At 69.0% G+C, this 25,613-nt stretch carries 24 protein-coding genes; 10 read left to right on the top strand and 14 right to left on the bottom strand.

What is annotated here, in order from left to right; genetic code table 11:
* The first annotated feature begins 11 nt into the window (after positions 1–11).
* The 4 genes from AC5W7N_RS26415 (at position 12) to AC5W7N_RS26400 (ending at position 5,237) form a co-directional block, all read left to right on the top strand.
* The gene (locus AC5W7N_RS26415; protein WP_495922452.1) at positions 12–2,171 is read left to right on the top strand and encodes an MMPL family transporter; all 2,160 of its coding nucleotides are present in this window, start codon (positions 12–14) and stop codon (positions 2,169–2,171) included.
* Positions 2,172–2,336: 165 nt separating this feature from the next.
* On the top strand, positions 2,337–2,768 hold the full coding sequence (locus AC5W7N_RS26410; protein ID WP_228806514.1) for a hypothetical protein: 432 nt from the start codon (positions 2,337–2,339) through the stop codon (positions 2,766–2,768).
* Positions 2,769–2,875: 107 nt separating this feature from the next.
* The gene (locus tag AC5W7N_RS26405; protein WP_495922449.1) at positions 2,876–3,880 is read left to right on the top strand and encodes a BtrH N-terminal domain-containing protein; all 1,005 of its coding nucleotides are present in this window, start codon (positions 2,876–2,878) and stop codon (positions 3,878–3,880) included.
* Positions 3,881–4,076: 196 nt separating this feature from the next.
* Positions 4,077–5,237, top strand: coding sequence for a hypothetical protein (locus AC5W7N_RS26400; RefSeq protein WP_495922447.1), 1,161 nt, complete (start codon positions 4,077–4,079; stop codon positions 5,235–5,237).
* A gap of 273 nt (positions 5,238–5,510) precedes the next feature.
* Here the strand turns inward: AC5W7N_RS26400 and AC5W7N_RS26395 are convergent, their stop codons facing one another.
* The 6 genes from AC5W7N_RS26395 to AC5W7N_RS26370 form a co-directional block, all read right to left on the bottom strand.
* Positions 5,511–6,578 carry an MBL fold metallo-hydrolase gene (locus AC5W7N_RS26395; RefSeq protein ID WP_495922446.1) on the bottom strand — a complete coding sequence of 356 codons (1,068 nt, stop codon included), beginning with the start codon at positions 6,576–6,578 and terminating at the stop codon, positions 5,511–5,513.
* A 69-nt stretch (positions 6,579–6,647) separates the two neighbouring features.
* Positions 6,648–6,806, bottom strand: a complete 159-nt coding sequence (locus AC5W7N_RS26390) for a hypothetical protein (protein ID WP_194991558.1) — start codon at positions 6,804–6,806, stop codon at positions 6,648–6,650.
* Positions 6,807–7,254: 448 nt separating this feature from the next.
* On the bottom strand, positions 7,255–7,857 hold the full coding sequence (locus AC5W7N_RS26385) for a 2'-5' RNA ligase family protein (RefSeq protein ID WP_194991557.1): 603 nt from the start codon (positions 7,855–7,857) through the stop codon (positions 7,255–7,257).
* Between the two features lie 152 nt (positions 7,858–8,009).
* Complete coding sequence (locus AC5W7N_RS26380) at positions 8,010–8,693, bottom strand: NsdA family TPR-like regulatory protein (RefSeq protein ID WP_194991556.1); 684 nt, start codon at positions 8,691–8,693, stop codon at positions 8,010–8,012.
* Positions 8,651–9,361, bottom strand: a complete 711-nt coding sequence (locus AC5W7N_RS26375) for a hypothetical protein (RefSeq protein WP_194991555.1) — start codon at positions 9,359–9,361, stop codon at positions 8,651–8,653. Before AC5W7N_RS26375 ends, AC5W7N_RS26380 begins: the two co-directional genes overlap by 43 nt.
* A 357-nt stretch (positions 9,362–9,718) precedes the next feature.
* Positions 9,719–10,363, bottom strand: coding sequence for a class I SAM-dependent DNA methyltransferase (locus AC5W7N_RS26370; protein WP_194991561.1), 645 nt, complete (start codon positions 10,361–10,363; stop codon positions 9,719–9,721).
* A gap of 348 nt (positions 10,364–10,711) precedes the next feature.
* Here AC5W7N_RS26370 and AC5W7N_RS26365 point away from each other — a divergent pair, with 348 nt between their 5' ends.
* The gene (locus AC5W7N_RS26365; RefSeq protein WP_495922443.1) at positions 10,712–11,461 is read left to right on the top strand and encodes a recombinase family protein; all 750 of its coding nucleotides are present in this window, start codon (positions 10,712–10,714) and stop codon (positions 11,459–11,461) included.
* Positions 11,462–11,681: 220 nt separating this feature from the next.
* Here AC5W7N_RS26365 and AC5W7N_RS26360 read toward each other — a convergent pair whose 3' ends face one another.
* From AC5W7N_RS26360 to AC5W7N_RS26330, 7 genes are all read right to left on the bottom strand, one after another.
* Positions 11,682–13,376 (bottom strand): hypothetical protein, encoded by a 1,695-nt coding sequence (locus AC5W7N_RS26360; RefSeq protein WP_228806758.1) that lies wholly within the window; start codon positions 13,374–13,376, stop codon positions 11,682–11,684.
* A gap of 149 nt (positions 13,377–13,525) precedes the next feature.
* Entirely contained in the window at positions 13,526–14,638 is a 1,113-nt protein-coding gene (locus AC5W7N_RS26355; RefSeq protein ID WP_495922441.1) for a serine hydrolase domain-containing protein, read from the bottom strand.
* Positions 14,639–14,715: 77 nt separating this feature from the next.
* The gene (locus tag AC5W7N_RS26350; protein ID WP_495922439.1) at positions 14,716–15,582 is read right to left on the bottom strand and encodes a helix-turn-helix domain-containing protein; all 867 of its coding nucleotides are present in this window, start codon (positions 15,580–15,582) and stop codon (positions 14,716–14,718) included.
* A 153-nt stretch (positions 15,583–15,735) separates the two neighbouring features.
* The gene (locus AC5W7N_RS26345) at positions 15,736–16,608 is read right to left on the bottom strand and encodes a heme ABC transporter ATP-binding protein (protein WP_195007145.1); all 873 of its coding nucleotides are present in this window, start codon (positions 16,606–16,608) and stop codon (positions 15,736–15,738) included.
* Between the two features lie 205 nt (positions 16,609–16,813).
* Positions 16,814–17,893 (bottom strand): FecCD family ABC transporter permease, encoded by a 1,080-nt coding sequence (locus tag AC5W7N_RS26340; protein WP_495922437.1) that lies wholly within the window; start codon positions 17,891–17,893, stop codon positions 16,814–16,816.
* A gap of 130 nt (positions 17,894–18,023) precedes the next feature.
* The gene (locus AC5W7N_RS26335; RefSeq protein ID WP_163815410.1) at positions 18,024–19,061 is read right to left on the bottom strand and encodes a heme/hemin ABC transporter substrate-binding protein; all 1,038 of its coding nucleotides are present in this window, start codon (positions 19,059–19,061) and stop codon (positions 18,024–18,026) included.
* Between the two features lie 92 nt (positions 19,062–19,153).
* Positions 19,154–20,128 carry an aldo/keto reductase gene (locus AC5W7N_RS26330; RefSeq protein ID WP_163815412.1) on the bottom strand — a complete coding sequence of 325 codons (975 nt, stop codon included), beginning with the start codon at positions 20,126–20,128 and terminating at the stop codon, positions 19,154–19,156.
* Positions 20,129–20,383: 255 nt separating this feature from the next.
* On the opposite strand from AC5W7N_RS26330, the gene AC5W7N_RS26325 reads away from it, so the two are divergent.
* From AC5W7N_RS26325 to mshC, 5 genes are all read left to right on the top strand, one after another.
* Entirely contained in the window at positions 20,384–21,319 is a 936-nt protein-coding gene (locus AC5W7N_RS26325; protein ID WP_163815414.1) for an undecaprenyl-diphosphate phosphatase, read from the top strand.
* Positions 21,320–21,335: 16 nt separating this feature from the next.
* Entirely contained in the window at positions 21,336–22,070 is a 735-nt protein-coding gene (locus tag AC5W7N_RS26320) for a histidine phosphatase family protein (protein WP_195019339.1), read from the top strand.
* A gap of 87 nt (positions 22,071–22,157) precedes the next feature.
* On the top strand, positions 22,158–22,742 hold the full coding sequence (locus tag AC5W7N_RS26315; protein ID WP_014351002.1) for a DUF3090 domain-containing protein: 585 nt from the start codon (positions 22,158–22,160) through the stop codon (positions 22,740–22,742).
* Positions 22,743–22,745: 3 nt separating this feature from the next.
* Positions 22,746–23,546 carry an SCO1664 family protein gene (locus AC5W7N_RS26310; RefSeq protein ID WP_194990897.1) on the top strand — a complete coding sequence of 267 codons (801 nt, stop codon included), beginning with the start codon at positions 22,746–22,748 and terminating at the stop codon, positions 23,544–23,546.
* Positions 23,547–23,701: 155 nt separating this feature from the next.
* Positions 23,702–24,940, top strand: coding sequence for a cysteine--1-D-myo-inosityl 2-amino-2-deoxy-alpha-D-glucopyranoside ligase (gene mshC / locus AC5W7N_RS26305; protein ID WP_495922433.1), 1,239 nt, complete (start codon positions 23,702–23,704; stop codon positions 24,938–24,940).
* Between the two features lie 126 nt (positions 24,941–25,066).
* On the opposite strand, the gene AC5W7N_RS26300 is transcribed toward mshC, so the two are convergent.
* Positions 25,067–25,480 carry a nitroreductase/quinone reductase family protein gene (locus tag AC5W7N_RS26300; RefSeq protein WP_163815423.1) on the bottom strand — a complete coding sequence of 138 codons (414 nt, stop codon included), beginning with the start codon at positions 25,478–25,480 and terminating at the stop codon, positions 25,067–25,069.
* Between the last annotated feature and the right edge of the window lie 133 nt (positions 25,481–25,613).

Raw genomic sequence — 25,613 nt, 5'->3', positions numbered from 1 at the left:
CACCGATACCGATGATCTCCACTGGCTCGCAACGGTGGGGGCGGTTCGTCTACCGCCACCGCTATCTCGTCTTCGCCGTCTTCCTGCTCGCGGTCGCCCTCTCGGGTTTCTACGGTCGCGACCTATCGGGCCGGTTGACCCAGGAGGGCTGGTTCGACGAATCCAGCGAATCGGTCGCCGCGTCGAAACTGGCCGACGCCACCTTCGGCCGCGACACCGACAGCGATCTGATCCTGCTCTACACCGCCCCCGACGGCCGCACCGTCGACGACCCGGACATCCGGGCCGCGGTCACCGCCCAGCTGGCCGGGCTGCAGGCCGAGCATCCCGACCGCGTCCTCAAGATCGACAGCTACTGGGACAGCGCGTTCACCAGCGGGTTCGCCGACGACTCGCGTACCCATGCCTTCGCCAGCGTCGGTCTGCGCGGCGAGGGCACCGCCACCGTCGACAACTACACCGCCATCAAATCCGATCTGCACGCCGGGGTCCCCGGCGCCGGGCCCGCGGGCACCACCGTCCAGCTCGCCGGGCTGCAACCGGTGGTGGAGGGCATCAACCACGGCATGCAGGACGACATCCATCGCGCCGAGTTGATCGCGCTGCCGATCGTGGCGATCCTGCTGTATTTCGTGTTCGGCGGCGTCATCGCCGCGTTGCTGCCGGTGCTGATCGGCGGGATGACGATCCTCGGCACCCAGGGCATCATGCGGCTGCTCACCGACCACATCGAGGTCAACGTGTTCGCCAGCGCGGTGGTGACATTGGTGAGCCTCGGCCTGGCCATCGACTACGGGCTGTTCACCGTCACCCGGTTCCGGGAGGAGCTGGCGGCCGGACGCAGTGTCGAGGACGCGGTGGCGCGCACCGTCGCCACCGCGGGACGCACGGTGCTGTTCTCGGCGGCGATCATCGCCGTCAGCCTCGGTGCGCTGCTCATCTACCCGAACGGGGTGCTGCGGTCGGTGCCCTACGGTGGCATCAGCTCGGTGCTGCTGGCCGCGGTGTTGTCGGTGACGGCGCTGCCCGCGGTGCTGGCCATCATCGGGCACCGCATCGATCTGTGGGGCTGGCATCGGTTCGCCAAATCCAAAACCGCCGAAGAGATCGACGCGGGGTTCTTCTCCCGGCTGGCGATTCTGGCGATGAAACGGCCGTGGCTGGTGATCGTGCCGATCGTGCTGGCGCTGCTGGCATTGATCGTGCCGTTCCGTCATATCGAATTCGGCGGGCTGAGCGAACGTTATCTCGCCGACGACAATCCCGCGCGCGTCGCGCAGGAACAGTTCGATGAGCTGTTCCCCGGCTTCCGCACCGAACCGCTGAAACTGGTGGTGGTGGGCGCCGACCCGCAGCAGCTCAGCGATATCCGCTTCCAGGCCAACCACACTCCCGGTTTGACCGGGCCGTTCGAACCGGCAGCGCCCACCAAAGACGGCATCAACGTCCTCAACGCCGGCCTGGTCGACGAACGCGCGGCCGACACCGCCATCGCCACGCTGCGCGGCATCGACGCACCGGACGGTGTACGGGTGATGGTGGCCGGGGTACCCGCCCTCGAACGCGACAGCATCAACGGCCTCATCGAAGGGCTTCCGTTGCTGGCGGCGCTGCTGGTGGCCGCGGCCCTGGTGTTGATGTATCTGGCGTTCCGGTCGATGGTGCTCGCGGTCAAGGCGGTGGCCATGTCGGCGCTGAGCCTCGGCGCCACCCTCGGCATCCTGACCTGGATCTTCGTCGAAGGACACGGCGCGGAGCTGTTCGATTTCACCCCGGGCCCGCTGATGTTCGCGGTGCTGGTGCTGATCGTGACGGTGGTGTTCGGCCTGTCCACCGACTACGAGGTGTTTCTGCTGTCGCGGATGTCGGAGGCGCGCGCCGAGGGCGCCGACCCACCCGAGGCGATCCGCTACGGCATCGCCCACACCGGTGGTGTGATCACCTCGGCGGCGGCGATCCTCATCGTCGTCACCGGAGCGTTCGGATTCTCCGATCTGGTGCTGATGAAATACATCGCCTACGGCATGATCGCGGCGCTGATCCTGGACGCGACGGTGGTGCGGATGCTGCTCACGCCTGCACTGCTGAAGCTCATCTGGCGTGATCGACGCCGGCCCGGCCGGGCGCAGCCGGCCGTCGCCGATGTCGAAAAGGCTTCGAACCCGGTCTGATCCGTCAGACATCGCGTCGACGATCGGTGTGCTCCGAGGCCCTCCACTGCTGAGAAACCGTCCAGTCGGGTTCAGGGCAGGATCTTGACAGATCATTGATCGGCCGGCGGTCATCCGCCGCCGTGAGGTGGTCGATCATTGGTGCCTCGGAAGGACAATCGAACGATGCGTGTCATCAAGCGCGGAGCCCGCCTGGGCTTGGCCGTCGCGGCGATTCTTACTGGATCGCTGACCATGGCCGCCCCGGCGAATGCCGCCTCATCCCCGGTCGCGGCATGCGGCGGGGGCAGCTATCACGTCATCGATAGCCACAATCTGGACGGCCTGGCGACGATCTATCTGCTCTACAACGGCAGAACCAACTGCGTCGTCACGTGGAAGACCGCCTACATCGGCACCAAGACCGGCCTGCGGGCCGGTGTCGGCATCTGGGGGGCCGATCAGCCACAGATCGACCAGGGCTTCTACGCCTACTACGCCGGACCGGTCAAGGTGGATGCTCCCGGCAAATGCATCGGGTGGGGCGGCCTCGCGCACAAGCCGGGTGCAGCACGGGCTGTCGAATGGAACGCGCCGGGGCCGAGTCACTGCGGCTGATCCTGGTGGCCTCGCATGCCGGGGCCACCACGACCGGCCGCGTGTGCGATAGGCCGGGGCGGTGAGCCGCTGGACTCTCCTGCTACCGGAGGGCTCATGATCAGAGCATGATCGTCGAGGGTGTCGAGGCGCGCGGCATGCAGCACTGCGAGACCACCGCGCTCGGAGTGCTGCTGCGGCATCAAGGGTTGGATCTGTCCGAGCCGATGCTCTTCGGTCTCGGTGCCGGGCTGTCGTTCGTCTATTGGGACAGCAAGACATTGGATTTCCCGTTCCTCGGCGGGCGGGTCAAGCCGTTCGAGTTGACCAGGAACCTGGCGGGCACGCTCGGGCTCGGGCTCGAGGTGCGGGAAACCAGGTCCGCGCGCAAGGCTTGGCAGAACGTGGCGTGCGACATCGAGGCGGGCAGGCCCGTCGGGTTGCAGCTCGACAGCTACTACCTGGACTACTTCGGGTCGAGGGTGCACTTCGGCGGGCACATCGTCGCCCTGTACGGCTACGACTCGGACACCGCCTACCTGGTGGACACCGAACAGCAAGGCGGCGCCGTCACCACCAGCCTGGACAGCCTCGGCCAAGCCAGGGCCGCGCGCGGACCGATGACGGCCCAGCATCGCTCGTTCACCCTTACCGTCCCGCGTGAGGTGACCGAGGTAGGGCTCCGGATCGTCCCCGCCATTACCGCCTGCGCCCGCGCCTTCCTGCACCCGCCGATCGCCAATCTCGGCTATCGCGGAATCGCCAAGGCAGGCACGGTGGTCCCTACCTGGTTCGACCGCACCGACAACCCGCAGCGCGACCTGCCGCAGGCCGCGCTGCTGATGGAGAGGGGCGGCACCGGCGGCGCCCTGTTCCGCAACCTGTACCGCGACTTTCTCGGCGAATGCCGCGACATCCTCGATAGCGACAACCTGCGCACCGGTCACCGGCTCTACACCGACGCCGCCGACGGGTGGACGGAGGTCGCCACCCTGATCGCGGAGGCCGGCCGATCAGGGGATCGGCACCTGCTGGACCGGGCAGGCACGCTGCTCGGCGACCTGTCTCGCCTCGAGCACGAAGCGATGGAGGTACTGAGTCGTCTCGGAGCCGATGACGTGGCTCTGAGCTGATCATTGCGAACGTCCGGGGGCCGCAGGGTGTCGGCCACCGCGATCGCGACCGTCGTTGGGTGAGCGCCGCCACGATGAGCTGTCGCCACGGCTGGGTTCGGCCGGACTGAAATCCACAGAGTTCTCTCACACGACAGGGGAGTTCGACGTCGGCCCGGGACAGTAGAGTCCGCCGAGAACGACGAGGAGATCGAACATGGTTGGTGGACGCCACGGATTCCTGTTGCCGGCCGGCATGGCCTCGGTCGCGGCGGGTGCGTTGCACCTGTTCGGGGCCGGGCTGCACACCGAGCACGCGACGCTGGCCCGGCTGATGGTGCTGCTGGCGGCCGCGCAATGCGCGGCAGGCCTGCTGGCCACGGTCACGACACGAAAAGTCGTGCCCGCCATGGTGATCGGGGTGAACCTCGTGGCCGTCGCGGTGTGGGGGTACACGCGGTTGGCCGGGCTGCCGTGGCCCGACGGGTTGTCCGCGGCGGAATCACCGCAGTTGCTCGACACAGTGTGCGCGGTGCTGGGCGCGCTGGCGATCGCCGGTGCCGTGCTCGCCCTGGTGCGGCCCGCCGCGACGTTGCCCACCACGTCGACCGCGACCGCCGCCGGCCTGGCCGGAGCCCTCGCTGTGGCGGCGATGCTCGGCGGCGCCGGACATGTGCACAGCCATGGCGCCGGCGGCCACTCCCATGCCGCCGGCGAAGAGCACACCGGCCACGACCACGACACCGGCGCCGCATGGCCGCGGCCGTGGGATCCGGCGAACCCGATCGATGTCTCGGGTGTGCCCGGCGTGACGCCCGCGCAGGAGCAGCGCGCCGCCGAACTGATCCGCACCACCCTGCACACGTTGCCCGCCTTCGCCGACGTCAGCACGATCGGCGCCCTGGGTTTCCGTTCCATCGGCGACGCGTCCACCGGCCACGAGCACTACATCAACACCGCCTACATCCGCGACGACCGGTTCCTCGATCCCGCCTACCCGGAGTCGCTGGTGTACCGGGTCGACGGCGATCGGCGCACTCTGGTCTCGGCGATGTACATCGCCAAGGACAAGAAGATCGACGATCCCGAACTGGTGGATTTCGGCGGCCCGCTGATGCAATGGCATGTGCACGACAACCTGTGCTGGAAGCGCGGCGACAACGGTCCGGTCGTCGCCGGTGTCACCGACGACCAGGGCACATGCCCGCCGGGTTCGGTCAACCCGGGCGCGGGCAACCCGATGGTGCACGTGTGGATCACCGCCCATCACTGCGGCCCCTTCGCCGCCCTCGAAGGCCACGGAGCCGGACAAGCCGTCAGCGCCGACGGCCGCCGCACCGACACCTGCGCCCACGATCACTCCGGCGGTCACCGCTGAACCACCCCTGCCGTCATACGAGAGGCGCAGGTCTCAGCCGCGAAACGATGCGCACTCCCGGGACCCTCGCATCCGTGGGAATCACGGGCCGTGTGGACGGCGGTCCGAACGAGCATTACCGCTGAAGGGGTTCGGATCGGACCGCGGGAGGTCAGGTGGCAGGGCGCTCGGCGAACCGGCAGCAGACATCCTCGTTCAGACCATCCCACTGGACATCACCGGTGTCATAGGCGGCTGAACGGCCGATCCGTGGGCAGGTCACGGCCCGCGGCCTCAGAGCGCGAAGGTGAGCAGGGCCGGGGCGATGTAGTCGGTGGGGTCGAGCAGTGCGTGCAGCTCGGGTCGCCTGTCCGCCGGTATCCGGTCCAGCTCGCTGCGCAACGGCTGATCGTAGGTGGCGGCGGGGGCGGTGAACCCGGGCAGCCAATTGTCGTGATGGGCGGGCACGAAGATCTTGGGGCGGATGGCTTCGATGTAGGTGCGTGGGTCGCGCAGGCCGTTGGTGAGCTGGTTGAAGCCTTGGATGGCGCCGATCTGCAGGTCGGTGGGAGGCAGGCCGGCGAAGACGTCGAACACGTGCGGCGCCTTCTCGGTGAGTGGGCCGGCCGAGTCGTGCCAGACCAGCGAGAAGCCGCCTGCGCGAAGCTGATACAGCAGGCAGCCGCCCTCCTCGTCGCGCAGGCGCGGCAGGCCGACGCGCAGGTCGTCGAGAGTCGGGGGATGCTCGGCGATCGCACACAGATCCGGCACCGGGAAGAACGGTGCCGAACCGTTGACCGGGTCGGGTGCGGTGGGCCCGGAATGCAGATGCCGCACCGCCGTCACCTCGATATCGCCGATGCGGAACTCGTGGATGTGCCCCGGCGGCGTGCCCGCATCACCGAGCGCGATGGTGCCGAACCCCGGATCCGGCACCTGCGCCCGGATCGTCGCGCAATGTTCGGCGGTGCCGTGCACGACCGCACCACTGGCCTGCGCGATCCGGCCCGCGTCACCCGCGTGGTCGAAATGCCCGTGCCCGATCAGGATCGCCGCAGGCCGTAGATCGGCGAGATCCTGCGCGGTCGCAGGCACATACCCAGCGCTGCTCAACCGCGGCACCCACGCGTCCAGCAACACCACGGTCCCGGCGAACGCCACCGCGTAGGTCGCACATCCCACCCACGACAGCACCACCCGGTCCGCGCGCACCGCACCGGTCACCGGGTCGACGACGTCGCCACCGAAAAACCGCTGCCGCGCCGCCACCGTCCGGGGCTCGGCCCCCGCGGCCGCCCCCGCACCGAGCGCGACCAACGCACCCGCGCCGAGCGCACCGCCCAGCATCATCCGCCTGCTCATCAACCGCCGCGCCACATCGCACACGCAGTAACAACACCACGTGCCGGGCGTCCGGACAAGGAACCGGGTTCACCGCGGCGGATCGTTGTCGTCGCTCGGCCACCAGATCACCAGCGCCACGACTGCCACCGGAATGCCGATCGCGAGCATCATGCCGATCGATGTCATGCTCACCACCGCCCTCCGAAGATCGTCCAGCGCGCGAACGATGACCGTGGCGCCGCGCATTCGACATCCGCGACGGCCATGACCCGATCCAGCGTTATGGCATCGATGTGGGCGGCCGACGGCATGATCACTATGTCGGCGCCGCCGGATCGGACCTGCTCGACTAATCCCAGCCACGGCGAATCCGCCCAGTGCAACGGGTAGCCCAGTCGCCGCGCTAGTCGGCGAATCTGTGCCGCATCCCAATCAGGCGTGGGTGAGGACGGGTCGATCCAACCGAGCGCGAACATGGATGGTCTCCCTGGTGAGTCGTGGAGTCGGACCATCCGGTAGCGAGGCTTTCGACACCGGCCTATCGCGGCCGCCGAGGCTATGCGTCGGCCGGTGGTGGTCGCCGGCGTCACCCGCTACCGGATGCGACTTCAACTCTGCCGCGGCGTGCACCCGGCGGGAACGGTGTGCCGTGGGGGTGGTGTTCGCGCAACGTCCGTATTCGCCGGTCTACGGGCTAGGGACCGGTGAGCGGTATACGCGCCATCGTGTCCCATCGGTACCCGTGACCTCGCCGTTCGAGTGCCACCATGGCGACTTCTGAGACTGTCACCTGCACCGGACCAACGCGGTGTACGTTCGCGTCGACGGCCGCTATGGCTTCGGCAGTCAACCCCTCATAGATCGGGTAGGCGATTGTGACATGCGGGGCAGTGCGGGAATCCTTGATGGGCGCATCCGCAAGTATCGACGTTGTTGCCGCACGGAGGGCGTCACGTAGTTCGCGTATCTGTTCGCCGGGTGTGGCGAGGAATCCGATGGCCGCGCGAATATGTGCCAACCGCTCCAATGTCAGGACAAAAGGTTTCCAGAGCGCGCAGGCTTCTTCGGCTGCGGCGGCTATCCGCGCGCATTGCCGGGCGTTGCTAGCTGGGCCGCGCGAGATACGGTCCAGCGTGAGATGCAGACCATCAATCGGGGTCGCCGCGAAACGGTGCGGATCCAGCGCGCGTTGGACTTCTGTCGACGCCGCGTGCAGCTGCGTTGCGTGTTCAAAGGTGAGGAACCAATAGTGGCCGAGCGGGCCGTCCTGCCCTTCGCGAAATATCAGCTCACTCACCTCGGCCACCTGGAGCTCGAGCGTCGAGCAGCATCGTCCGAATCTCACGCAGCTGTGGCGAATCGCCCCACCGGGCGGCAGCCTCGCCGACGAACTCCATACCGCGGCACCGAACCGGCGTCATGAACCCGCCCCTCGCGCAAGCGAATACCTCACCGATCATCGCCATTGCCGCATCGAAGTCTCCATCCGAACTCATCACCTGCGACCCGCGCCATATCGAGCTGCACCAGTGCCCGGCCCCACGGCGACTGCTCGGCCGGCATCACGCCCAACGCTATCCGGCCATAACGCTCGACCTCGCGCGGCATCGCCAATGACAGATAGGCGGTGGCGGGGTTACCTGCGAGCTGGGCGCTGCTGTAACCCGCGAGCGAAATGCTGGACCGCGGCGAAATCCCTGCCTCGCTGCGCGACTGAACCTCGTACGCCTGGTCGACCGCACGGCGAACGCCGTCGGCATCTCCGAGCCTCCCCTTCGCCCGCGCAACGCCGTTGACAGCCAATCGGATTCGCTGCGAATCTGCCGTCGCCTCGGCCAGGCCCGCCTCGGCGAATCGAAGCGCCTCCTCGTAACGCCCCGCGTAGTACTCACAGAAGCTCTGCATCCCACGTGCCCACGCCACCAGATTCGGATCTGCCGCGTAGCAGCCCAATTGGTAGGACTCGAGGCAGTAGGCCCGCCCTATCGGAGAGCTTCCTCGACCAGCCGCGATGTAGCCGAGCAACCCCGATGTCTGGCCGGCGATCGCGAACAGGCTGATTCGCTGGTGTGGATCGCCGCACTCATCGATCAACGACTCCAGCCATACCCGTTGCTTGCGCAGCCACGGCACGAGCTCGGTAACTGCTGGCGCGCTATGCCACGATCGACGGCAAGGTTCGCTTCTACGACCAGCACGCCCTGGTGCCGTTGGACGGCGTGGTCCCGAAAGCCTGGCGTGAAGCTGTGGTCGACGACCGCGACCGGGTCGAGCGCATACCGTACGAGCTGTGCGTGCTGGTCGCGTTGCGTGACGCGCTGCGACGGCGCGAAATCTACGTCGAGGGCGGCAACCGGTGGCGCAACCCGGAAGACGACCTGCCGGGTGATTTCGAGCAGGCCCGCGAGGTCCATTACGCCGCGCTGCGTCAGCCGCTGGATGCGACCGAGTTCATCACCGATCTGCGCGCACGGATGACGGCCGGGCTGGAAGGGTTGGACAGGGCCCTGAACGAGGGGAGTACCGGCGGGGTGCGGATCACCAAACGCCGTGGCGAGCAGTGGATCTCGGTACCGAAGCTGGACAAACTGGTCGAACCGGAGAACCTGACCGCAATCAAGGACGAGGTAGCCCGCCGCTGGGGCACGATCGACCTGCTCGACGTGTTGAAGGAAGCCGACTTCCTGACCGACTTCTCTACGGAGTTCGTGTCGGTGACCTCGCGTGAGTCGATGGACCGCGACACGCTGCGGCAGCGGTTGCTGCTGGTGCTGTTCGCCGTTGGGCACCAACATGGGCATCAAGGCGATCGTGAATACCGGCGAGCACGAGGAGACCGAAGCCACGCTGCGGCATGTGCGGCGGCACTTCGTGACCCGCGACAACATGCGCATCTCCTACGACATCTTGTCCTGGACCGACGAATGGTACGTGCGCGAGGCAGTCCAGGTAGCCGGTGCGTTTGTCCAGCCCGGCCCGGCGCATCTGTTCGGCCAAGGCGTTCTGGCGCCCCGAGGCCGGTGTCGCGGACCCGCAACGGCCGATATCCAGCCGCAGCAGGTCGTCCCAGACGGTCGCGCCGAGAGCATAGCGCAGTGTCGGCGTCCATCTCGGGCATCGGCTCCGGATCCGACTGGCGAGCCCGACATATGCAGAAGTCAGGACTTACTGCGTGCGAAAAGAATCGCTTGCTGAGCTTTCGCGTCCGGGTCGAGCAGCATCTGAGCCTCGACCACGAATCCGGCCTCGCGCAGCCAGGATGCCACCTGGTCAGGCTGACGGCGGTGGACATGGACATTCATCGGGTGACCGCCATAGCCGTCCGTCTTCAACAACGACTCGTCGCCGACGTGAAACAGCAGCTGCAGCGGTCCGCCGGGACGCAATGCTCGGCGGAAGTGCCCGAGCACGGTCGGCACCTCGGCGTCAGGGATGTGGATCAACGACTGCCAGGCGAGCAGGCCTGCCACCGAAGCGTCGGGGAGGTCCAGGTCCGTCATCGAGCCAACCTCGAACCGCAGGCCGGGGTGGTCGCGCCGGGCCACGTCGATCATCACCGGGGAGAGGTCGACACCGAAGGCGTCGACACCGAGCTCATGTAGGTGGGCGGTGACTTCGCCGGGGCCGCAGCCGACGTCCGCGACCGGCCCACCGCCAGCGACCCGCACGCTGTCGGCGAACAACGCCAGAGCCGCGCGAAGGTACTGGTGTCCGGCGAGAGCGCCGCGCACTTGGTCGGCATAGCTGACCGCGACCGTGTCATAAGAGGTTCGGGTGTCGGCCAACCAGTCATTCGTGGTCATGACCGGCACGATATTCCATGATCACGACTCGTGGACGGCCGGCGCAGAGAACCGATCATCGGCCCGCCGACCGGCCCTGAACTCCGCCGCGTTTCCGCGGACCGCAATGCAGGAGAGCACACCATGGCGCTGACCACCGAACAGCGCCGCCATAACAAGCCAGCATCCGTGCTCCGATAATGTCGTCAAATGACCCTTTGACGACACCCGCCGTGAGCGCTTTCCGGGTCGCGCGGATCGTGCGGAAACAGCACTCCCGATCCAATGCGGTCCATATTGACGACAGGGTTTGACGACAGATAGCGCGGTGAACGAAAGCGATCAGATCGGAGAGGGAACACCGCAGTCATGGCCGAACTCGTCTACACGCGGGTCTCCACCGACGAGCAGAGCACCGCGCGCCAGACCCACCTGCTCGCCGAGGCCGGTCTCGTCGACGGCGCGCACGGTGTGCGACTGTTCGCCGATCCGGCCACCTCATCCAAGATCCCCGCGCTGCACCGCGACGGCTTCCGCGAGCTCGCCCGATACGCGCGCCCCGGCGACCGGCTCACCATGTCCGAGCTCTATCGATTGTGCCGCGACCTGCAAAACGAACTCACCCGCGAGGGCCTGGCAGCCGCCCGCGCCAACGGCGCGATATCGGGGCGCCGCCCCCAGGTCGCCGCGAACGGGGACCTCGAACAAGTCCGCCGCCAATATCGAGAAGGCGCCAGCATCGCCGCCCTCGCCCGACAACACCGAGTCAGCCGCGTCGCGATCCGCACCGCACTCGCCGACCTGCTGCCCGACCGGCCCGAACAACCCGCCCCCACCGATATCGACGAACCCCGCCCGATCCGAATCGAGATGCCGGGTAAGCTCGCCCACCACCTCACCGCCCACACCGCCGACCTCGGCGAAACCGAACACCACGCCCTACGCGACGGCCGGCAGATACGGCGAGGCGAGGGCTACAGCCTGCACGTCACCGCCCCACCACACATCCACCAGGCACTGCTGGTCGCCGCCGAACCCCTCGCACACAGCACCGCGGCCGCCGACCGCAAGGCATATCGGATCTACCGCGACCGCCTCACCCAACAACCCCCGGCCTGACCGGCACCCAGCGCGCGTAACCCGCCCTCTACCAGCGGGGTACGCCATATCCGCCCGAAATTCGGCCGATACTACGGCGACCCCATATCCGTTGGTTTTTCGGCGGTTATTACCGGAACCCCTCCTAGGAAGTGGAACGGATAGCTGGCGGAATGCTTGCGTCGAGCCGGAAAGAAGTGCTTGCGCTGCATACTTCACCGATAGAACCGAACCGCTTCGCTCAGGGCACGAGCCTGGCCATCGCGGCATGCGGCAGCGACGGATTGGCTGCCGCTGCTTTCACTACCTGCCAGTCTTCGTCGTCGAGCAGTTCAACGATGATCGCCGGTGGCAGGGCACGGTGGCCGGCGGCCCATGGTCTGGCCTGGCGATCGGTGAGGCACGCGAGCAGAGCTGCGGCCGTCGCGTTGGAGTGGCGGGTGATCTCACGGATCGCCTTGTGTACCGGAGGCCGGTGTTGTGCCAGGTCCTCCAGTAGGGATGACGTGGTGTCAGGATTTGCTGCGACCTTCGCCATCACCCGGACACCGTGCGATGCGACCATCGCCCGCAACTGGGCTTCGGACAGGCCCGGGTGCGGCGCGATGGACTCGAGCACCTTCGCATCCGGGTCGCGGGCGAGCGCGTCACGCAGCCCGGTCGGCAGATCGCGTCGCTGGGCGATGAGCATCCGCAGGGTCGAGTTCGGGGACGCGGCCAGCTCCTCGGCCTCGGCCGTCGACGCTGAGCCGATACGCGGTAGCAGAGTCGAGCCGATCCGGGTGGCCTCGGCAAGGTGGGAGAGGACGTCGAGTGGCAGGCGCGGATGGTGGGCCAGTCGGCGCTGGACATCGTGGCCACGGTCGAAGGCCAGGGCACGGATCGTGCCTTCGGCGATGGCGGGGTTGTCCGCGAGATGCGCGCGAACCCATGGGACAGAATCCTCGGCGAGCCTCGCGTAGAGGTGCTGCGGCAGATCGGTGCGTGCTGCCAGTTCACAGCGAACCAGTGTCGAGGAGTGGTCGGCGAAGCCCACCGCCGCGTCGACCGGTGTGGCCGGGTTCCGCAGGGCCAACTGCTGGATCTCGTGCACGGTGGATTCGTGGGAGCCGTCACAGGAAGCGCCCGGTGGCAGAGCACAGTCGGGTCGCGGGCAGTTCGGGTCGTGAACGAAAGGAATTGGCTCGCGGTCGCAGACCAGGCAGGAGCGTGCCGGCGGCAGCCCAACACCGGTCAGCAGCGCCGCCAGCGCGGCGGGCGGCGCGGCCTCGTTGGCCGCCACCGCGCGGCGGACCGAAGCATGGGGATGCGCCGCAAGCTCGGCGGCAACATCCGTTGTCGCCCACAGTGCAAGCTCCGCGACGACCCTGACGTCGGGATCGCAGGCCAGCGTCTGCGTCACATCGCGCGGCAGACCAGGACAGGCCGCCAACTTCTCCCGGTTGTCCACTAACGGATCGGCTGCCAGTAGCCGTGCCCACTCCGGCCTGCCGGAGCCCGCCTCCAGCAGAGCGAGCGCGACACGCGGGTGAGCCAGCGGATCAACATCTTCGGCGGCGAATCGACCAGCGCGAGCGAGCCGTACCGCGGCCCCCTCGAAGCGCGCGAGCGCGGCCACCTGTGTGCCGATCAGGTCCGGGCGGCAGGCCAGAACCTCGGCGAGGTCGGTGTCCGCAGCCGCGATGAGCCGATCGACCAGCTCCGATGGCAGCGCGGGGTTCTCGGCCAGCCCGTGGAGATCATGACGCACAGCCCGATCCTGCCCCAGCAGGCGATCGAACGGCCAGCGGATACGAGCAGCATGCCATAGGAATATGACCTCGGCCGTTCCGCTTCCCTGGTAACGAGACAACGCGCGCCGGTGGCCCTGGCGGTCCGGGCTGACCGTGGCGAAGGCTGAAGCAGAGGCACAAGGCAGGAGAGCGTCAATGTCCAAGTCCCGGTGGTAAGGGCGGCGGGAAGATGACCGCCGCCGCGGCCGCTCACGTCCAGTCCGCATCAGCGAAGAATCCGAGCAGCAGTTCGGCGAAGTCAGGCTTCGCTATCCTGCCACCGGACGCCGACACATACGCCCATAAGCGGGAATCAATCACACAGGGCGAGGCGGGTGAACGCTTCGAGTGCGGTATCGATGGGATAGGGTCGGCGGAGGGAGCCGGGGGTTTTCCAGCGCTGGAGGTTCACCATCACCGACATCTGGCGGGCGCCGTCGTCGCTGATCATCGATACCGCGCCGGCACCCCAGGCCGAGCCCTCGTGGCCCCAGAAGGTGCCGTGACCGGGGATGGTCGTTTTCTGTAAGCCCAGGCCGTAGTCGATGAGCTCGCCTTCGAAGGAGATGACCGGGACGGTGCGCTGCATCTGCGTCAGCGATTCCCGGCTGATGATCTCGCCGTCCGCAAGCAGGCGGTAGAAGCGGTTGAGGTCGGCGACGGTGGAGATGAGTGATGCCGCGGGCCCGACCCACGACATGTCGTACACGCTGTAGTCGCGGGGCGGGTCGATCATGCCGAACCATGCCTCGTAGTGCAGTGAATGCGGGCCGGTGAGGTACGGGCCGTCCGGCAGTTCGGTGTCGCGCAGTCCGGCCCGCTCGATGACGTCACGGGTGATGACTTTCTCGGCCGCGTCCCCGGTGACCGACTCCAGGAGTTGGCCCAGCAGCAGGTAATTGGTGTTCGAGTACACCCCCGGCGTGGCACCGGGCTTCCCGGTCGCGGGTGCCGACACACCCATCTCGATCAGCTCGGTCGCCGCAAAGTGGGTGAACCGCTGCTCATCCAGGCTCGCCGGTGTCGTTGCGGCCAGATCGGGGAAGGCTGCCAGCGACGGGTAGGCGTGCGGGAGATATTCGGCGAGCCCGCTGGTGTGATTGATCAGCATCCGGACCGTGATCGCCGAACCTCGTTCGCCGGGTACCAGCCGCGGCAGGTAATGGCCGATGGGTGTGTCCAGTCCGATCGCGCCTGCCTCGACCTGCCGTAGGACGGCGGCGGCGGTGAAGGTCTTGGTGAGGCTGCCGACGCGGTGACGCATGTCGGCGCTGACGGGGCGGCCGGTGGCCAGATCGGCGACGCCCGCGGCGCCCTGCCAGGTGTGCTCGCCGGCACGTACCTCCGCGAAAACTCCTGGCATACCTGCGTGATGCACTGCGTCCAGGGCGGTCTGGAGTGCGGCGGGCTCGAGGGTGTCGGTCACGGCGAAGGTCCTCTCGGTGTCGATGGGTGCGGATTCGAGCCGCGGCCGGTTCACCGACCGTGCCCGAGGCCCCACCACTATCGACCGGCCCGCCCCGGCCGGTATTGGAAAAATTCTCCCCACGCCCGGTGCCGGTGCCGGGCGATCGGCGGCAGATAGTGCGTGGTCAGCGCGCCCGGTGTGCGGTCGGTGAAGATCGAGACGTCACGGCACAGATGGGCCTGATCGACGTACCCGCACTCGGCGGCGACCTCGGCGGCGGGTCGTCCGGCCAGCAGCGCGTCGACCGCGCACCGGAATCGGACCAGCATCGCCGCCCGCTTGGGGGTGAGGCCGATCTGCGACTCGAATCGCGCCCCGAACCGTTTGTGGCTCCATCCGACGGACGCGGCGAGCTCACCGACGCGGACCTGTCCACCGGAGCCGATGATGCGATGCCAACCCGCCAGGATCTCCGGATCCGGGGTGCGCGCCGAGTTGTCCCATTGCGCCAGGAACGCTTTCGTCACCGCGAAACGCTCATCCCAGCTGCGGCAGGCGGCCAGTTGCGCACGCAGTCGCCGGGCACGCGGACCCCAGAGATCCTCCAGATCGACCGCGCCGCGGCCCAATTCAGCGACGAGACCGCCCCACAGTGAGTAGGCCTGGATCGGCGACACACGGACCTCGACGCATTCGGCTCGTTCGCTGCGCACGCGCATCGCTTCGAGCGGCAGCCCGGCGAGGAAGCCGCCGACCCTGCGCCGCCCGAACGCGTCCTCGACGACGGGGTCGGCGTCCCCGAACGGAACCACCAGGGTGACCGCCGCCGCCCCGGCCACCTGGAGATCCAATCCGGTGCCACCGACATCGCGGTAGCCGATGATCGCGGCACCCGCGGGCGCGGCAGCGGCCGGGCCCGCGATATCCCAGGCCGGTGCGCCGCCGAGCTCCACAACGTCCATTCCGCCAGACTACGGAGACCACATACTCCAGGGCGCGCCGTGTGATCGATCGCCAACGGCGCCAATCACTGTCGAGGCCGGTCCGATCACTCGGCCGCGGCGTCTGCGCGCAGCTCGGGCGCGAACGCCGGCGCGGCTTCCCGGACCAGCCGCCTACCCGGCGATTCCGCCGCGCACCGGCAACACCAGCTGCGCACCCGTCACCGGGTGATCGAGCACCTCGACCGGGTACTGGTAGACCCGCGTCAGCAGTTCGGTGGTGAGGACCTCGCGGGGTGGGCCGTCGGCGGCGATGCGGCCTGCGTCGAGGACGGCGACGCGGTCGGCGTAGGCGGCGGCGACGCCGAGGTCGTGCAGGACGACGACGACGGCCGCGCCGGCCTCGGCGCGCTGGGCGGCCAGGCGCAGCACGGCCTCCTGGTGGCCGAGGTCGAGGGCGGCGGTCGGTTCGTCCAGCAGCAGGGTGGCGGTGTCCTGGGCGAGGACACGGGCCAACGCGACGCGGGCCCGTTCGCCGCCGGACAGGGTGGGGAACGCCTGCTCGGCCAGGTGGGTGACATCGGTGGCGGCCATCGCCGCGGCGATGATCTCGTCGTCGCGTTCGCGCAGTGTGGTGCGCTGCCAGGGGGCGCGGCCCATCGCCACCACCGCACCGGCGGAGAACGGGAACCCCACGGTGTGGCTCTGCGGCAGCACCGCGCGGCGGCGGGCCATATCCAGCGGCGTCCACTGGGTGACCGATCGGCCGTCGAGTTCGACAGTGCCTTCGGTGGGATCCAGTTCGCCGGCCAGCACGGCGAGCAGCGTCGATTTGCCGGCACCGTTCGGGCCGACCAACGCCACCACTTCGCCCGCGGCGACCTCGAAATCGACCTCGGCGAGCACTCGGCGCACCTTCGCGCCACCGCCGCGGCGGTCGACGCTCACCCCGCTCGCGCGCAACGTCACCGAGCCACGGTCGGGCGCGGCCGGCAGTTCATGTGCCCGGGCGAACACCGTGTCCAATCCGGCCTTGAGCCCGGTCATCCGGCGACCATCCTCGGTGTACGGCCCGCAGTGTTCTCGGGCGTTGCCACAACGGCGATGCCCGCCGCATCGGTTAACACGAGCCGGTCGCATGGACCGACCGGGCGTGGCCGGCCGGCGGGCCGGTGGATGGTCCCAGCATCATGTGCCGCCCGGCGCGCGGTGCGCGACGCGCCGGGACCCCTCGGCGCGCGAGGCCGCTCGATCATGCCCAGCCTCCCGAGCGTGCCCGGGTGCGGCGCAGCAGCCAGAAGAAGAAGGGGCCGCCGATCAGCGAGGTCAACATGCCCAGCGGGAGGTCGGCATTGTCGACCAGCGAACGGGCGGCCACGTCGGCGGCCAGCAACACCACCGCGCCGAGCACGGCGCTGAGCGGGATCAGCACCCGATGCCCCGGCCCGACCAGCATGCGCACCAGGTGGGGCACGATCAGCCCGACGAACAAGATGATGCCGCTGAACGCCACACCGGCGGTGGTCAGGATCGCCACCATCACGATGACGTTGCGCCGCAACCGCTCCACATCGACACCGAGATGCCGGGCCGCCGATTCACCCAGCGACAGCAGATCCAGTTTCGGCGCCACCACGATCGCCGCGCACACCCCGACGACGGTGAGCACGGCCACCACCCACACCGCCGACCAGGTGGCGCCGTTGAGGCTGCCCAACTGCCAGAACACGATCTGGTCGCGCGCCGCCGGCGAGGCGACGAACAGCAGGAACGCGATGAGGCCGCTGGCGAAGGCGTTGATGGCGACACCGGTGAGCACCAGCGTCACCACCTCGGTGCGGCCGTTGGCGCGGGCCAGCAGATACACCAGCGCCGTGGTCGCCAAACCGGCGACGAACGCGGCCGCGGCTACCGACCAGGCCGCCACGAACGCCCCGCCCACCACGATGACGGTGCCCGCGCCGACCGCCGCACCCGCCGACACTCCGATCACGCCCGGTTCGGCCAGCGGATTGGCGAACACACCCTGCAACAACGCACCGGCTGTCGCCAACGCGGCGCCCACCAGGATCGCCAGCATCACCCGCGGGAACCGCACCTCCCACAGCGTCACCTCGCCTGCGGGATGCGCGGGCATCGGCCCCCAGTCCAGGCCGATGCGGTGCAGTACCGATCCGGTCACTTCGGCGATGCTCGTCGGTACCTGTCCGATCGCCGCCGACGCCAGCGCCAGCACGATCAGCGCCGCGATCGCCACCGCGAACACCACGGTCGTGCGGGACCAGCGGGCTGTCGCCGGCCGTCGTTCGGCGAGCTTCACCTGCTCGCTCATGAGCCCGCCCCGCGGCGGCCCGGACGGCCATGGCGCGGTGAGATGCCGGTGATCTGCCGAGCCTTCGCGCCGACGGGCCGTTCGTTGCCGCGCCGCGCGCCGGTGAGCCCACCGCGTCCGGGGATGACGCTCATGCGCCTGCCGGACCGTAGACGGCTTCGCTGAGCGCCTCGATGACGCGACCGGTGTTGGGCCCGAAGCTCAGCAGCACCGCATCCGACATGTCCACGATGCGCTGATTGCGCCCGGCCGGGGTCTGCGCGATCCCCGGGATCTTGGCCACCCCGTCGACCCCGCCCACCGATTTCAGGCCGTCGGTCATCACCAGCAGCACATCCGGGGCGGCGGTGATCATGGCTTCGCTGGTGATCGCGGTGAACGGTTCGCTCACCCCGGCTTCGGTGCCTGCGTCGCGCCCGCCGATGGCGGCGATCAACGCATCGGCACCCGAACCCGGCCCGGCCAGCATGGTGATGGCGGTGGACCGCAGGTACAGGAACGCGATCTTCAGCGGCGGATTCTGCGCGGGCACGGCGGCGGAGGCGGCGGCGATCTCGTCGCGGGTGCGCTGGGCCAGCGCCTGACCGCGATCCGGGACACCGAGCGCGGCGGCCACGGCCTCGATCTGCGGGACGACGCCTTCCATGGTGCGCTGCGGATCGAAGTAGACGACCGTGACGCCGGTGGCGCGCAGCTGCTCGCGCACCGCCGGTGAGGCGCTGGTGGTGTCGGTGAGGAACACCGTCGGGCGCAACGCCAGGATGGATTCGACGTTCAGTGAGCCGTTGCCGCCGGTGACGTTGGGCAGATCGGCGACTTCGGGAAACACGCCGGCGGTGGAGCGTCCGACGAGGTTGTCGCCGAGCCCGAGCGCCCACACCGTTTGCATCAGGGTGCCGTAGCGGTCGGCGGCGATGATGCGGTCGGCGGAGCCGACGGTGACCTCGGTGCCGTCGAAGGAGCGCACCGTGGCGGGCAGGACCGGGGTCGGTTCCGGGCCGATCGGCACCGGCGCCGCGTCGGCCAGCTGCGCGGTGGCCGGGCCGCGGCGGCCGTCGACGGCGCCCTGACTGCCGGCATCGCACCCGGTCGCCACCACCAGCACGCCGAGAGCGAGCACCGCGAGCAGCGCTCGGACCCACCCGGATCGGACACGGTCATACCTCATGAAGGCAAGCCTAACGGCGGGTCCGCCGGCGGTGCGGCCTCGGTCCGGCAGATCACAGCCGAATCCCCTGGCGCGCGGGCAATCCACCACGGCTAGTCGGTGCGCGCGCTCACATCGTCGAGCGCGGCGGCGATGGCCCGCGGCAGCTCGAGCGTCTCGGCGGCCAGCACGCCGGTCAACTGGCCGATATCGCGGGCGCCGACGAACATGCTCGCCACTCCGGGGCGGTCCCGGATCCAGGCCAGCGCGACCGCCAGCGGTGAGGTCGCCAACCCGTCCGCGGCGGTCACGAGTGCGTCCACCACACGGGTGGCGCGGTCGTCGAGCCTGCCGCGGATCTCGGCGGCGGTGGCTTCATCGGCGCCGCGGGAATCGGCGGGAACCCCGTCGCGGTACTTGCCGGTGAGGATGCCGCCGGCCAGCGGTGCGGTGGCGATCATGCCGACGCCGTGGTGGGCCGCGGCGGGCACGGTGTCGTCCTCGGCGCTGCGCGCCAGCAGCGAATACGGCGTCTGGGTGACGGTGATCGGCGCCATCGCGGCCAGGCTCGCCATCTGCCAGGCGGTGAACCCACGCACACCCGCGTACCGCACCCGGCCCGAACGCAGCGCCAACTCCACCGTGGCGGCCACCTCCTCGAGCGGGGTGCGCGGATCCCAGGCCGCGATATGCCAGATGTCGAGATGATCGGTGCCCAGTTCGAGGAGGGTGCGATCCAGTTGCCGCAGCAGCGTCCGGCGTGAGGTGTCCACACCGATGCCCGGAACCTGCGGCAGCGGGGGTGTGCCGTCGGCGGCGGGCGGGGCGGGCCGCGGATGCAGACCCGCGCACCCGCTGAGCACCAGATCGTCGCGGGAGACCAGATCGCCGAGCAGATCGGCCAGGATCCGCTGGGCCGCGCCGCCGGCGTAGACCGGGGAGGTGTCGACCAGGGTGCCACCGGCCTCGACGAACGCCATCAACTGCACCGCCGCCTGGTCGGCATCGGTGCGGCTGCCCCAGGTGTGGGTGGCCAACCCGATCCGCGACACCCGCAGGCCGCTGCGACCGACCGTCCGCTGTTCCATCACCGTGTCCGCGCATTCGTCACGGCGCCAAGCGTAGAGCCTGATCCGCCGGTGCGGTCCCTCTCGCGCGCCGGGTCGCGCGTCGTGTGGGCCACACCGCAGGCGCCCAACCCCGTCCGGCGTCGTCGAGGTCGACACGGTACTGTCGCTGCGAGATAGCGGTCCGAACGCCGGGGTCACCCGCCGATGAACCAATCATCTTCTCGGAACGGACATTTCGGCGGCAGTACAGGAGGGTGAGTGATAGGCGAGTCGATGACCTGGCTCCAGGCGATAGTGCTCGGCCTGGTGCAGGGGCTGACCGAATTCCTGCCGATCTCTTCCTCCGGACATCTGCGGATCGTGTCGTCGGTGTTCTTCGGCGACGACGCGGGCGCCTCCTTCACCGCCGTCACCCAGCTCGGCACCGAGGCCGCGGTGCTGGTGTTCTTCGCCAAGGACATCTGGCGCATCGTGAAGGTGTGGTGTTCAACGGTGTTCGAGAAGCTGACCCAGCGTTCCCGCGAGACCGTGCCGCTCAGCGAACAGGTCACCACGAAACTGCCCGTGGTCACCGGATCGGGGCCACTCGGCTACGACCCCGACGCCGACGCGCAACGCGAACTCGACTACCGCATCGGCTGGTATGTGATCATCGCCACCATCCCGATCGGTGTGCTCGGGTTCCTGTTCAAAGACGTCATCCGCACCGGTGCCCGCAACCTGTGGCTGGTGTCGTTCATGCTGATCGCGTTCGCGCTGGTGATCGCGGCCGCCGAGTATTACGGCCGCAAGACCCGCCCGATCGAACAGCTCACCACCCGCGACGGCCTGATCATGGGCTTGGCGCAGTGCCTGGCGCTGATCCCCGGCGTGTCCCGTTCCGGCGCCACCTCCAGCGCGGGTCTGTTCCTCGGTCTCGAACGCGAGGCCGCGGTGCGGTTCTCGTTCCTGCTCGCCATCCCCGCCGTCACCGCCTCGGGCCTGTTCAGCCTGCCCGACGCGTTCGAACCCGCAGGTGAGGGCCTCAATGCCAGCGGCGCGCAGCTGCTGGTGGCGACGCTCATCGCCTTCGCCGCCGGTTACGCCTCGGTCGCCTGGTTGTTGCGTTTCGTCAGCAATCACAGCCTCTACTGGTTCGTCGGCTACCGCATCGTCCTCGGTGTGGTCGTGATGGGTCTGCTCGCGGGCGGGGTGGTGTCGGCCACGTGATCGCTAGGCTGGCGCCATGACGGTGATTCTGCTGCGCCACGGTGTGTCGACCTCCAACACCGCGCACACACTGGCCGGCCGCAGCCCCGGCGTCGAACTCACCGACCGCGGCGCCGAACAAGCCCGCTCGGTCGCCGAACGCCTGGGCGGGCTCCCGATCCAGCAGATCGTGATCTCACCGATGCTGCGCTGTCAGCGCACCGTCGCCCCGCTGGCCGAGAAAACCGGCCTGGAACCGGTGGTGGAGGCGCGGCTGGCCGAAGTCGACTACGGCGAGTGGACCGGCCGGGCGATTTCCGAACTGCTGCAGGAACCGCTGTGGAAGGTCGTGCAACGGCACGCCTCCGGCGCGGTGTTCCCCGGCGGCGAAGGCCTCGCCGACGTCCAGACCCGCGCGGTGGCCGCGGTCCGCGAACACGACCGCACCCTGGCCGAGGCGCACGGCGGCGACGTGCTGTGGGTGGCGTGCACGCACGGCGACGTCATCAAATCGGTCCTCGCCGACGCGCTCGGGCTGCACCTGGACGGCTTCCAGCGCATCGTGGTCGAACCGGCCTCCATCAGCGTGGTCCGCTACACCCCGACCGCGCCGTATGTGACCCGGATCAACGACACCGGCCCCGATCTCGACGGCCTGGCCCCCGTACCCGCTCGTGCGTCCGCCGAGTCGGGTCCGGTGCCCGGGGGTGAGATCGGTGCGGCCGGGAACACGGATAATGGGAATGCGCGGCCCAGCGATTCCTTGTCATGAGTAGTCGGCCGAACCGGGCACTCGCGGCCGCGTCGACCCCGATACGGGCGCCGCGGGCCGAACATGATCACGTATCAGGAGGTGCATGTGTCACGAGCAATCCATGTATTTCGCACCCCCGAACGTTTCGTCGCCGGAACTGTCGGTGAGCCGGGCGATCGCGCGTTCTACCTGCAGGCCGTGCAAGAACCCCGGGTGGTCAGCGTGCTGCTGGAAAAGCAGCAGGTGAAGGTGCTCGCCGACCGCATGGGTCTGCTGCTGGACGAGGTGGCGCGCCGCTTCGGCGCCGAGGTGCCCCCGCAAGCCGACGACGTCAGCGACAACGCGCCGCTGGTCACCCCGATCGACGCCGAGTTCCGGGTCGGCACCATGGGCCTGGGCTGGGACGCCGACGCCGGCGCGGTCGTGGTCGAACTGCTGGCGATCACCGAAACCGAGGTCGACGAATCGGTGGTGCTCGACGACACCGAGGAAGGCCCCGACGCGGTCCGGGTGTTCCTGACCCCGATGCAGGCCCGCGAGTTCGCGCTGCGCTCGGCGCGCGTGATCGCGGCCGGACGCCCACCGTGCCCGCTGTGCGGGGAACCGCTGTCGGCGCGCGGGCACATGTGCGTGCGCACCAACGGCTACAAACGCGGTGACATCTTCGGCGCCACCGAGCTGGAGGAGTGAACCGTGCCCGCGGCAGGTGACGAGTTCACCACCGGCGAGCTGACGGTGATCGGGCGCGTGACCACCGCGAGCAACCTCACCCTCGTCTGCGATATCGGTGACGGCGAAGCCCCGCTGCGGGTGGTGTACAAGCCGGTGCGCGGGGAACAGCCGCTGTGGGATTTCCCCGACGGCACCCTCGCCGGCCGCGAAGTGGCCTCCTACCTGATCTCCCAGGCGCTGGGCTGGTCGGTGATCCCGGAGACGATCCTGCGGGATGGCCCGTTCGGGCCTGGCATGGTGCAGCGCTGGATCACCGCCGCCGACAACCACACCGACCGCGGTCACCGTCTCGACCTGGTCGACCTGTGCCCGCCGGGCGCGGTACCGGAGGGCTTCTGCGAGGTGCTGCGCGCACTGGACCCCGAAGGCAACGAGGTCTCGCTCATCCACGCCGACGACCCGCGCCTGCACCGGATGGCGGTGCTGGATGTGCTGCTCAACAACGCCGACCGCAAGGGCGGGCACGCCCTGGAAGGCATCGACGGCCAGGTGTACGGCGTGGACCACGGCATCTGCCTGCACACCGAGCACAAACTGCGCACCGTGCTGTGGGGCTGGGCCGGCCGGCCCATCGACGACGCCCTGATCGCCGATATCGAATCCTTCACCAACGCCCTGCCGGGCGAGCTGGCCGACACCTTGTCCGCGCATATCACCGATGCCGAGATCGACGCGTTGCTCGATCGCGCCAAGCGGCTGCTCGACGAGCCGGTCATGCCTCTGCCGGTGACCGCGCGGCCCATTCCGTGGCCGGCGTTCTGAGCGTTCCCCGGGGCATCGGTTCTGCCTGAGCCAAACCCTTGACATCGCCGCGCGGCCGGTTCCGTGCAGGTCCGCGCCCGCGTATCGCATGCCGTGTCACGCGTGTGCGCCGGGGTGGGCGCCGACGGCGTCGACGCCACCTTTACCCTCGAAGAATGCAGTCCTGGTCCGATACCCCGATCCCGACGGTCCCCGGAGCAGGACCCCCGTTGCGGTTGTACGACACCGCCGACCGGCAGGTGCGCCCGGTGACTTCCGGCGCCACCGCCACCATGTACGTGTGCGGCATCACCCCCTACGACGCCACCCACCTCGGCCACGCCGCGACCTACCTCACCTTCGATCTGATCAACCGGATCTGGCGCGACCGCGGCCATGAGGTGCACTACGTGCAGAACGTCACCGACGTCGACGACCCGCTGTTCGAACGGGCCGCTCGCGACGGCGTCGACTGGCGCGAGCTGGGCACCAGCGAGATCGAGCTGTACCGCGAGGACATGACCGCGCTGCGGATCGTGCCGCCGCGTGACTACATCGGCGCCATCGAATCGGTCGACGAGGTGGTCGAGTTCGTCGGCAAACTCCTCGCCTCCGGCGCCGCCTACACCGTCGACGATGCCGAATTCCCCGATATCTACTTCCGCGCGGACGCCACCGAACAGTTCGGTTACGAATCCGGCTATGACCGGGCCACCATGGAGCGGTTGTTCGCCGAACGCGGCGGCGACCCGGACCGTCCGGGCAAACGCGACACCATCGACGCGCTGCTGTGGCGCGCGGCCCGCCCGGGTGAGCCGTCGTGGCCGTCGCCGTTCGGGCCGGGACGCCCGGGCTGGCATATCGAATGCGCTGCGATCGCGGTGAACCGGCTGGGCACCGAGTTCGACATCCAGGGCGGCGGTAGCGATCTGATCTACCCGCACCACGAGTACTCGGCCGCGCACGCCGAGGCGCTGGTCGCCGGCCGCCGCTTCGCCCGCCATTACGTCCACGCCGGGTTGATCGGTTTGGACGGGGAGAAGATGTCGAAGTCCAGGGGCAACCTGGTGCTGGTATCGAAGCTGCGCCGCGCCGGGGTGGATCCGGCCGCGATCCGGTTGGGGCTGCTGGCCGGCCATTACCGCCAGGACCGCATGTGGACCGACGCCGTGCTCGACGAGGCTGTGGCCCGGCTGGACCGCTGGCGCCGCGCTGCCGCCCTGCCCGCCGCGGGCGCAGCGACCGACACCATCGCCCGGCTGCGTCAGCATCTGGCCGACGATCTCGACACCCCCAAGGCGCTGGCCGCCATCGACAACTGGACCGATGAGGCCCTCACCTACGGCGGTACCGACACCGACGCCCCCGCCGCGATCGCGACCGCGGTGGACGCCCTGCTCGGCGTGCGCCTGTGAGCTACTGAACCGGGCTATCCCGGGCTTTCCTGCTGTCGAACACCGGTACCGCGTGCCGGGGCAGGAATGGCACGGACTGCTGATCCGGCGGCGCGAACTACGGAACCTCCTCGAACCGGCGTCAGCTCAGCGTGCGGAGGCGGCGGTGTCGATGCGCACCAGGACTTGTTCGGTGCCGTCCATCGCGAATCGGGCCGCGGCCGAACGGATGTAGCTGTTGAAGCGGGCCAGCTGCTGCGGGGTCAGCGGCTCGATGGAGGCGATCCCGCTGCGCCAGCGCAGCCCGGTGCGCAGCCGCACCCGCGGATCGGCCTCGATATTGCGCACCCAGTCCGCGCGACGCCCGTGCACCGACACCAGCAGCATCTGCTCACCGTCGGTGATGCCGCGCGCCAGCGGTTTGCGCCGCGGGAGACCGGATTGCCTGCCGGTGGTTTCCAGCACCACCCAGAACGGGACGATCGGCGCCAAGAACTTCGCCCCCGGCCCGGATAGCCGCCAAAAGCGCAGGACCCCACCAGGTCTTGTCGACTGCGTCATCGCCTCACCCTAGTCGTATGCCGTGCGCCGGCAACAGTGTTCACCGCATCAGGTGTGCCGGCACACGATGCTGGGCAGGCCCGTGAGCGTTACGGCCACGACTGAGATGAGCTGTGGCGTCTTGGTCCGGGCG

Source organism: Nocardia sp. CDC519 (assembly GCF_059509835.1).
Note: the sequence above shows the minus strand (reverse complement) of the source record. Positions and strands in the feature narration are given on the sequence as shown.

Coding starts and splice junctions, on each gene's coding strand:
- AC5W7N_RS26415 (WP_495922452.1), top strand. CDS start 12: ATGATCTCCACTGGCTCGCAACGGTGGGGGCGGTTCGTCTACCGCCAC.
- AC5W7N_RS26410 (WP_228806514.1), top strand. CDS start 2,337: ATGCGTGTCATCAAGCGCGGAGCCCGCCTGGGCTTGGCCGTCGCGGCG.
- AC5W7N_RS26405 (WP_495922449.1), top strand. CDS start 2,876: ATGATCGTCGAGGGTGTCGAGGCGCGCGGCATGCAGCACTGCGAGACC.
- AC5W7N_RS26400 (WP_495922447.1), top strand. CDS start 4,077: ATGGTTGGTGGACGCCACGGATTCCTGTTGCCGGCCGGCATGGCCTCG.
- AC5W7N_RS26395 (WP_495922446.1), bottom strand. CDS start 6,578: ATGAGCAGGCGGATGATGCTGGGCGGTGCGCTCGGCGCGGGTGCGTTG.
- AC5W7N_RS26390 (WP_194991558.1), bottom strand. CDS start 6,806: ATGCGCGGCGCCACGGTCATCGTTCGCGCGCTGGACGATCTTCGGAGG.
- AC5W7N_RS26375 (WP_194991555.1), bottom strand. CDS start 9,361: ATGCCCATGTTGGTGCCCAACGGCGAACAGCACCAGCAGCAACCGCTG.
- AC5W7N_RS26370 (WP_194991561.1), bottom strand. CDS start 10,363: ATGACCACGAATGACTGGTTGGCCGACACCCGAACCTCTTATGACACG.
- AC5W7N_RS26365 (WP_495922443.1), top strand. CDS start 10,712: ATGGCCGAACTCGTCTACACGCGGGTCTCCACCGACGAGCAGAGCACC.
- AC5W7N_RS26350 (WP_495922439.1), bottom strand. CDS start 15,582: ATGGACGTTGTGGAGCTCGGCGGCGCACCGGCCTGGGATATCGCGGGC.
- AC5W7N_RS26345 (WP_195007145.1), bottom strand. CDS start 16,608: ATGACCGGGCTCAAGGCCGGATTGGACACGGTGTTCGCCCGGGCACAT.
- AC5W7N_RS26340 (WP_495922437.1), bottom strand. CDS start 17,893: ATGAGCGAGCAGGTGAAGCTCGCCGAACGACGGCCGGCGACAGCCCGC.
- AC5W7N_RS26335 (WP_163815410.1), bottom strand. CDS start 19,061: ATGAGGTATGACCGTGTCCGATCCGGGTGGGTCCGAGCGCTGCTCGCG.
- AC5W7N_RS26330 (WP_163815412.1), bottom strand. CDS start 20,128: ATGGAACAGCGGACGGTCGGTCGCAGCGGCCTGCGGGTGTCGCGGATC.
- AC5W7N_RS26325 (WP_163815414.1), top strand. CDS start 20,384: ATGACCTGGCTCCAGGCGATAGTGCTCGGCCTGGTGCAGGGGCTGACC.
- AC5W7N_RS26320 (WP_195019339.1), top strand. CDS start 21,336: ATGACGGTGATTCTGCTGCGCCACGGTGTGTCGACCTCCAACACCGCG.
- mshC (WP_495922433.1), top strand. CDS start 23,702: ATGCAGTCCTGGTCCGATACCCCGATCCCGACGGTCCCCGGAGCAGGA.
- AC5W7N_RS26300 (WP_163815423.1), bottom strand. CDS start 25,480: ATGACGCAGTCGACAAGACCTGGTGGGGTCCTGCGCTTTTGGCGGCTA.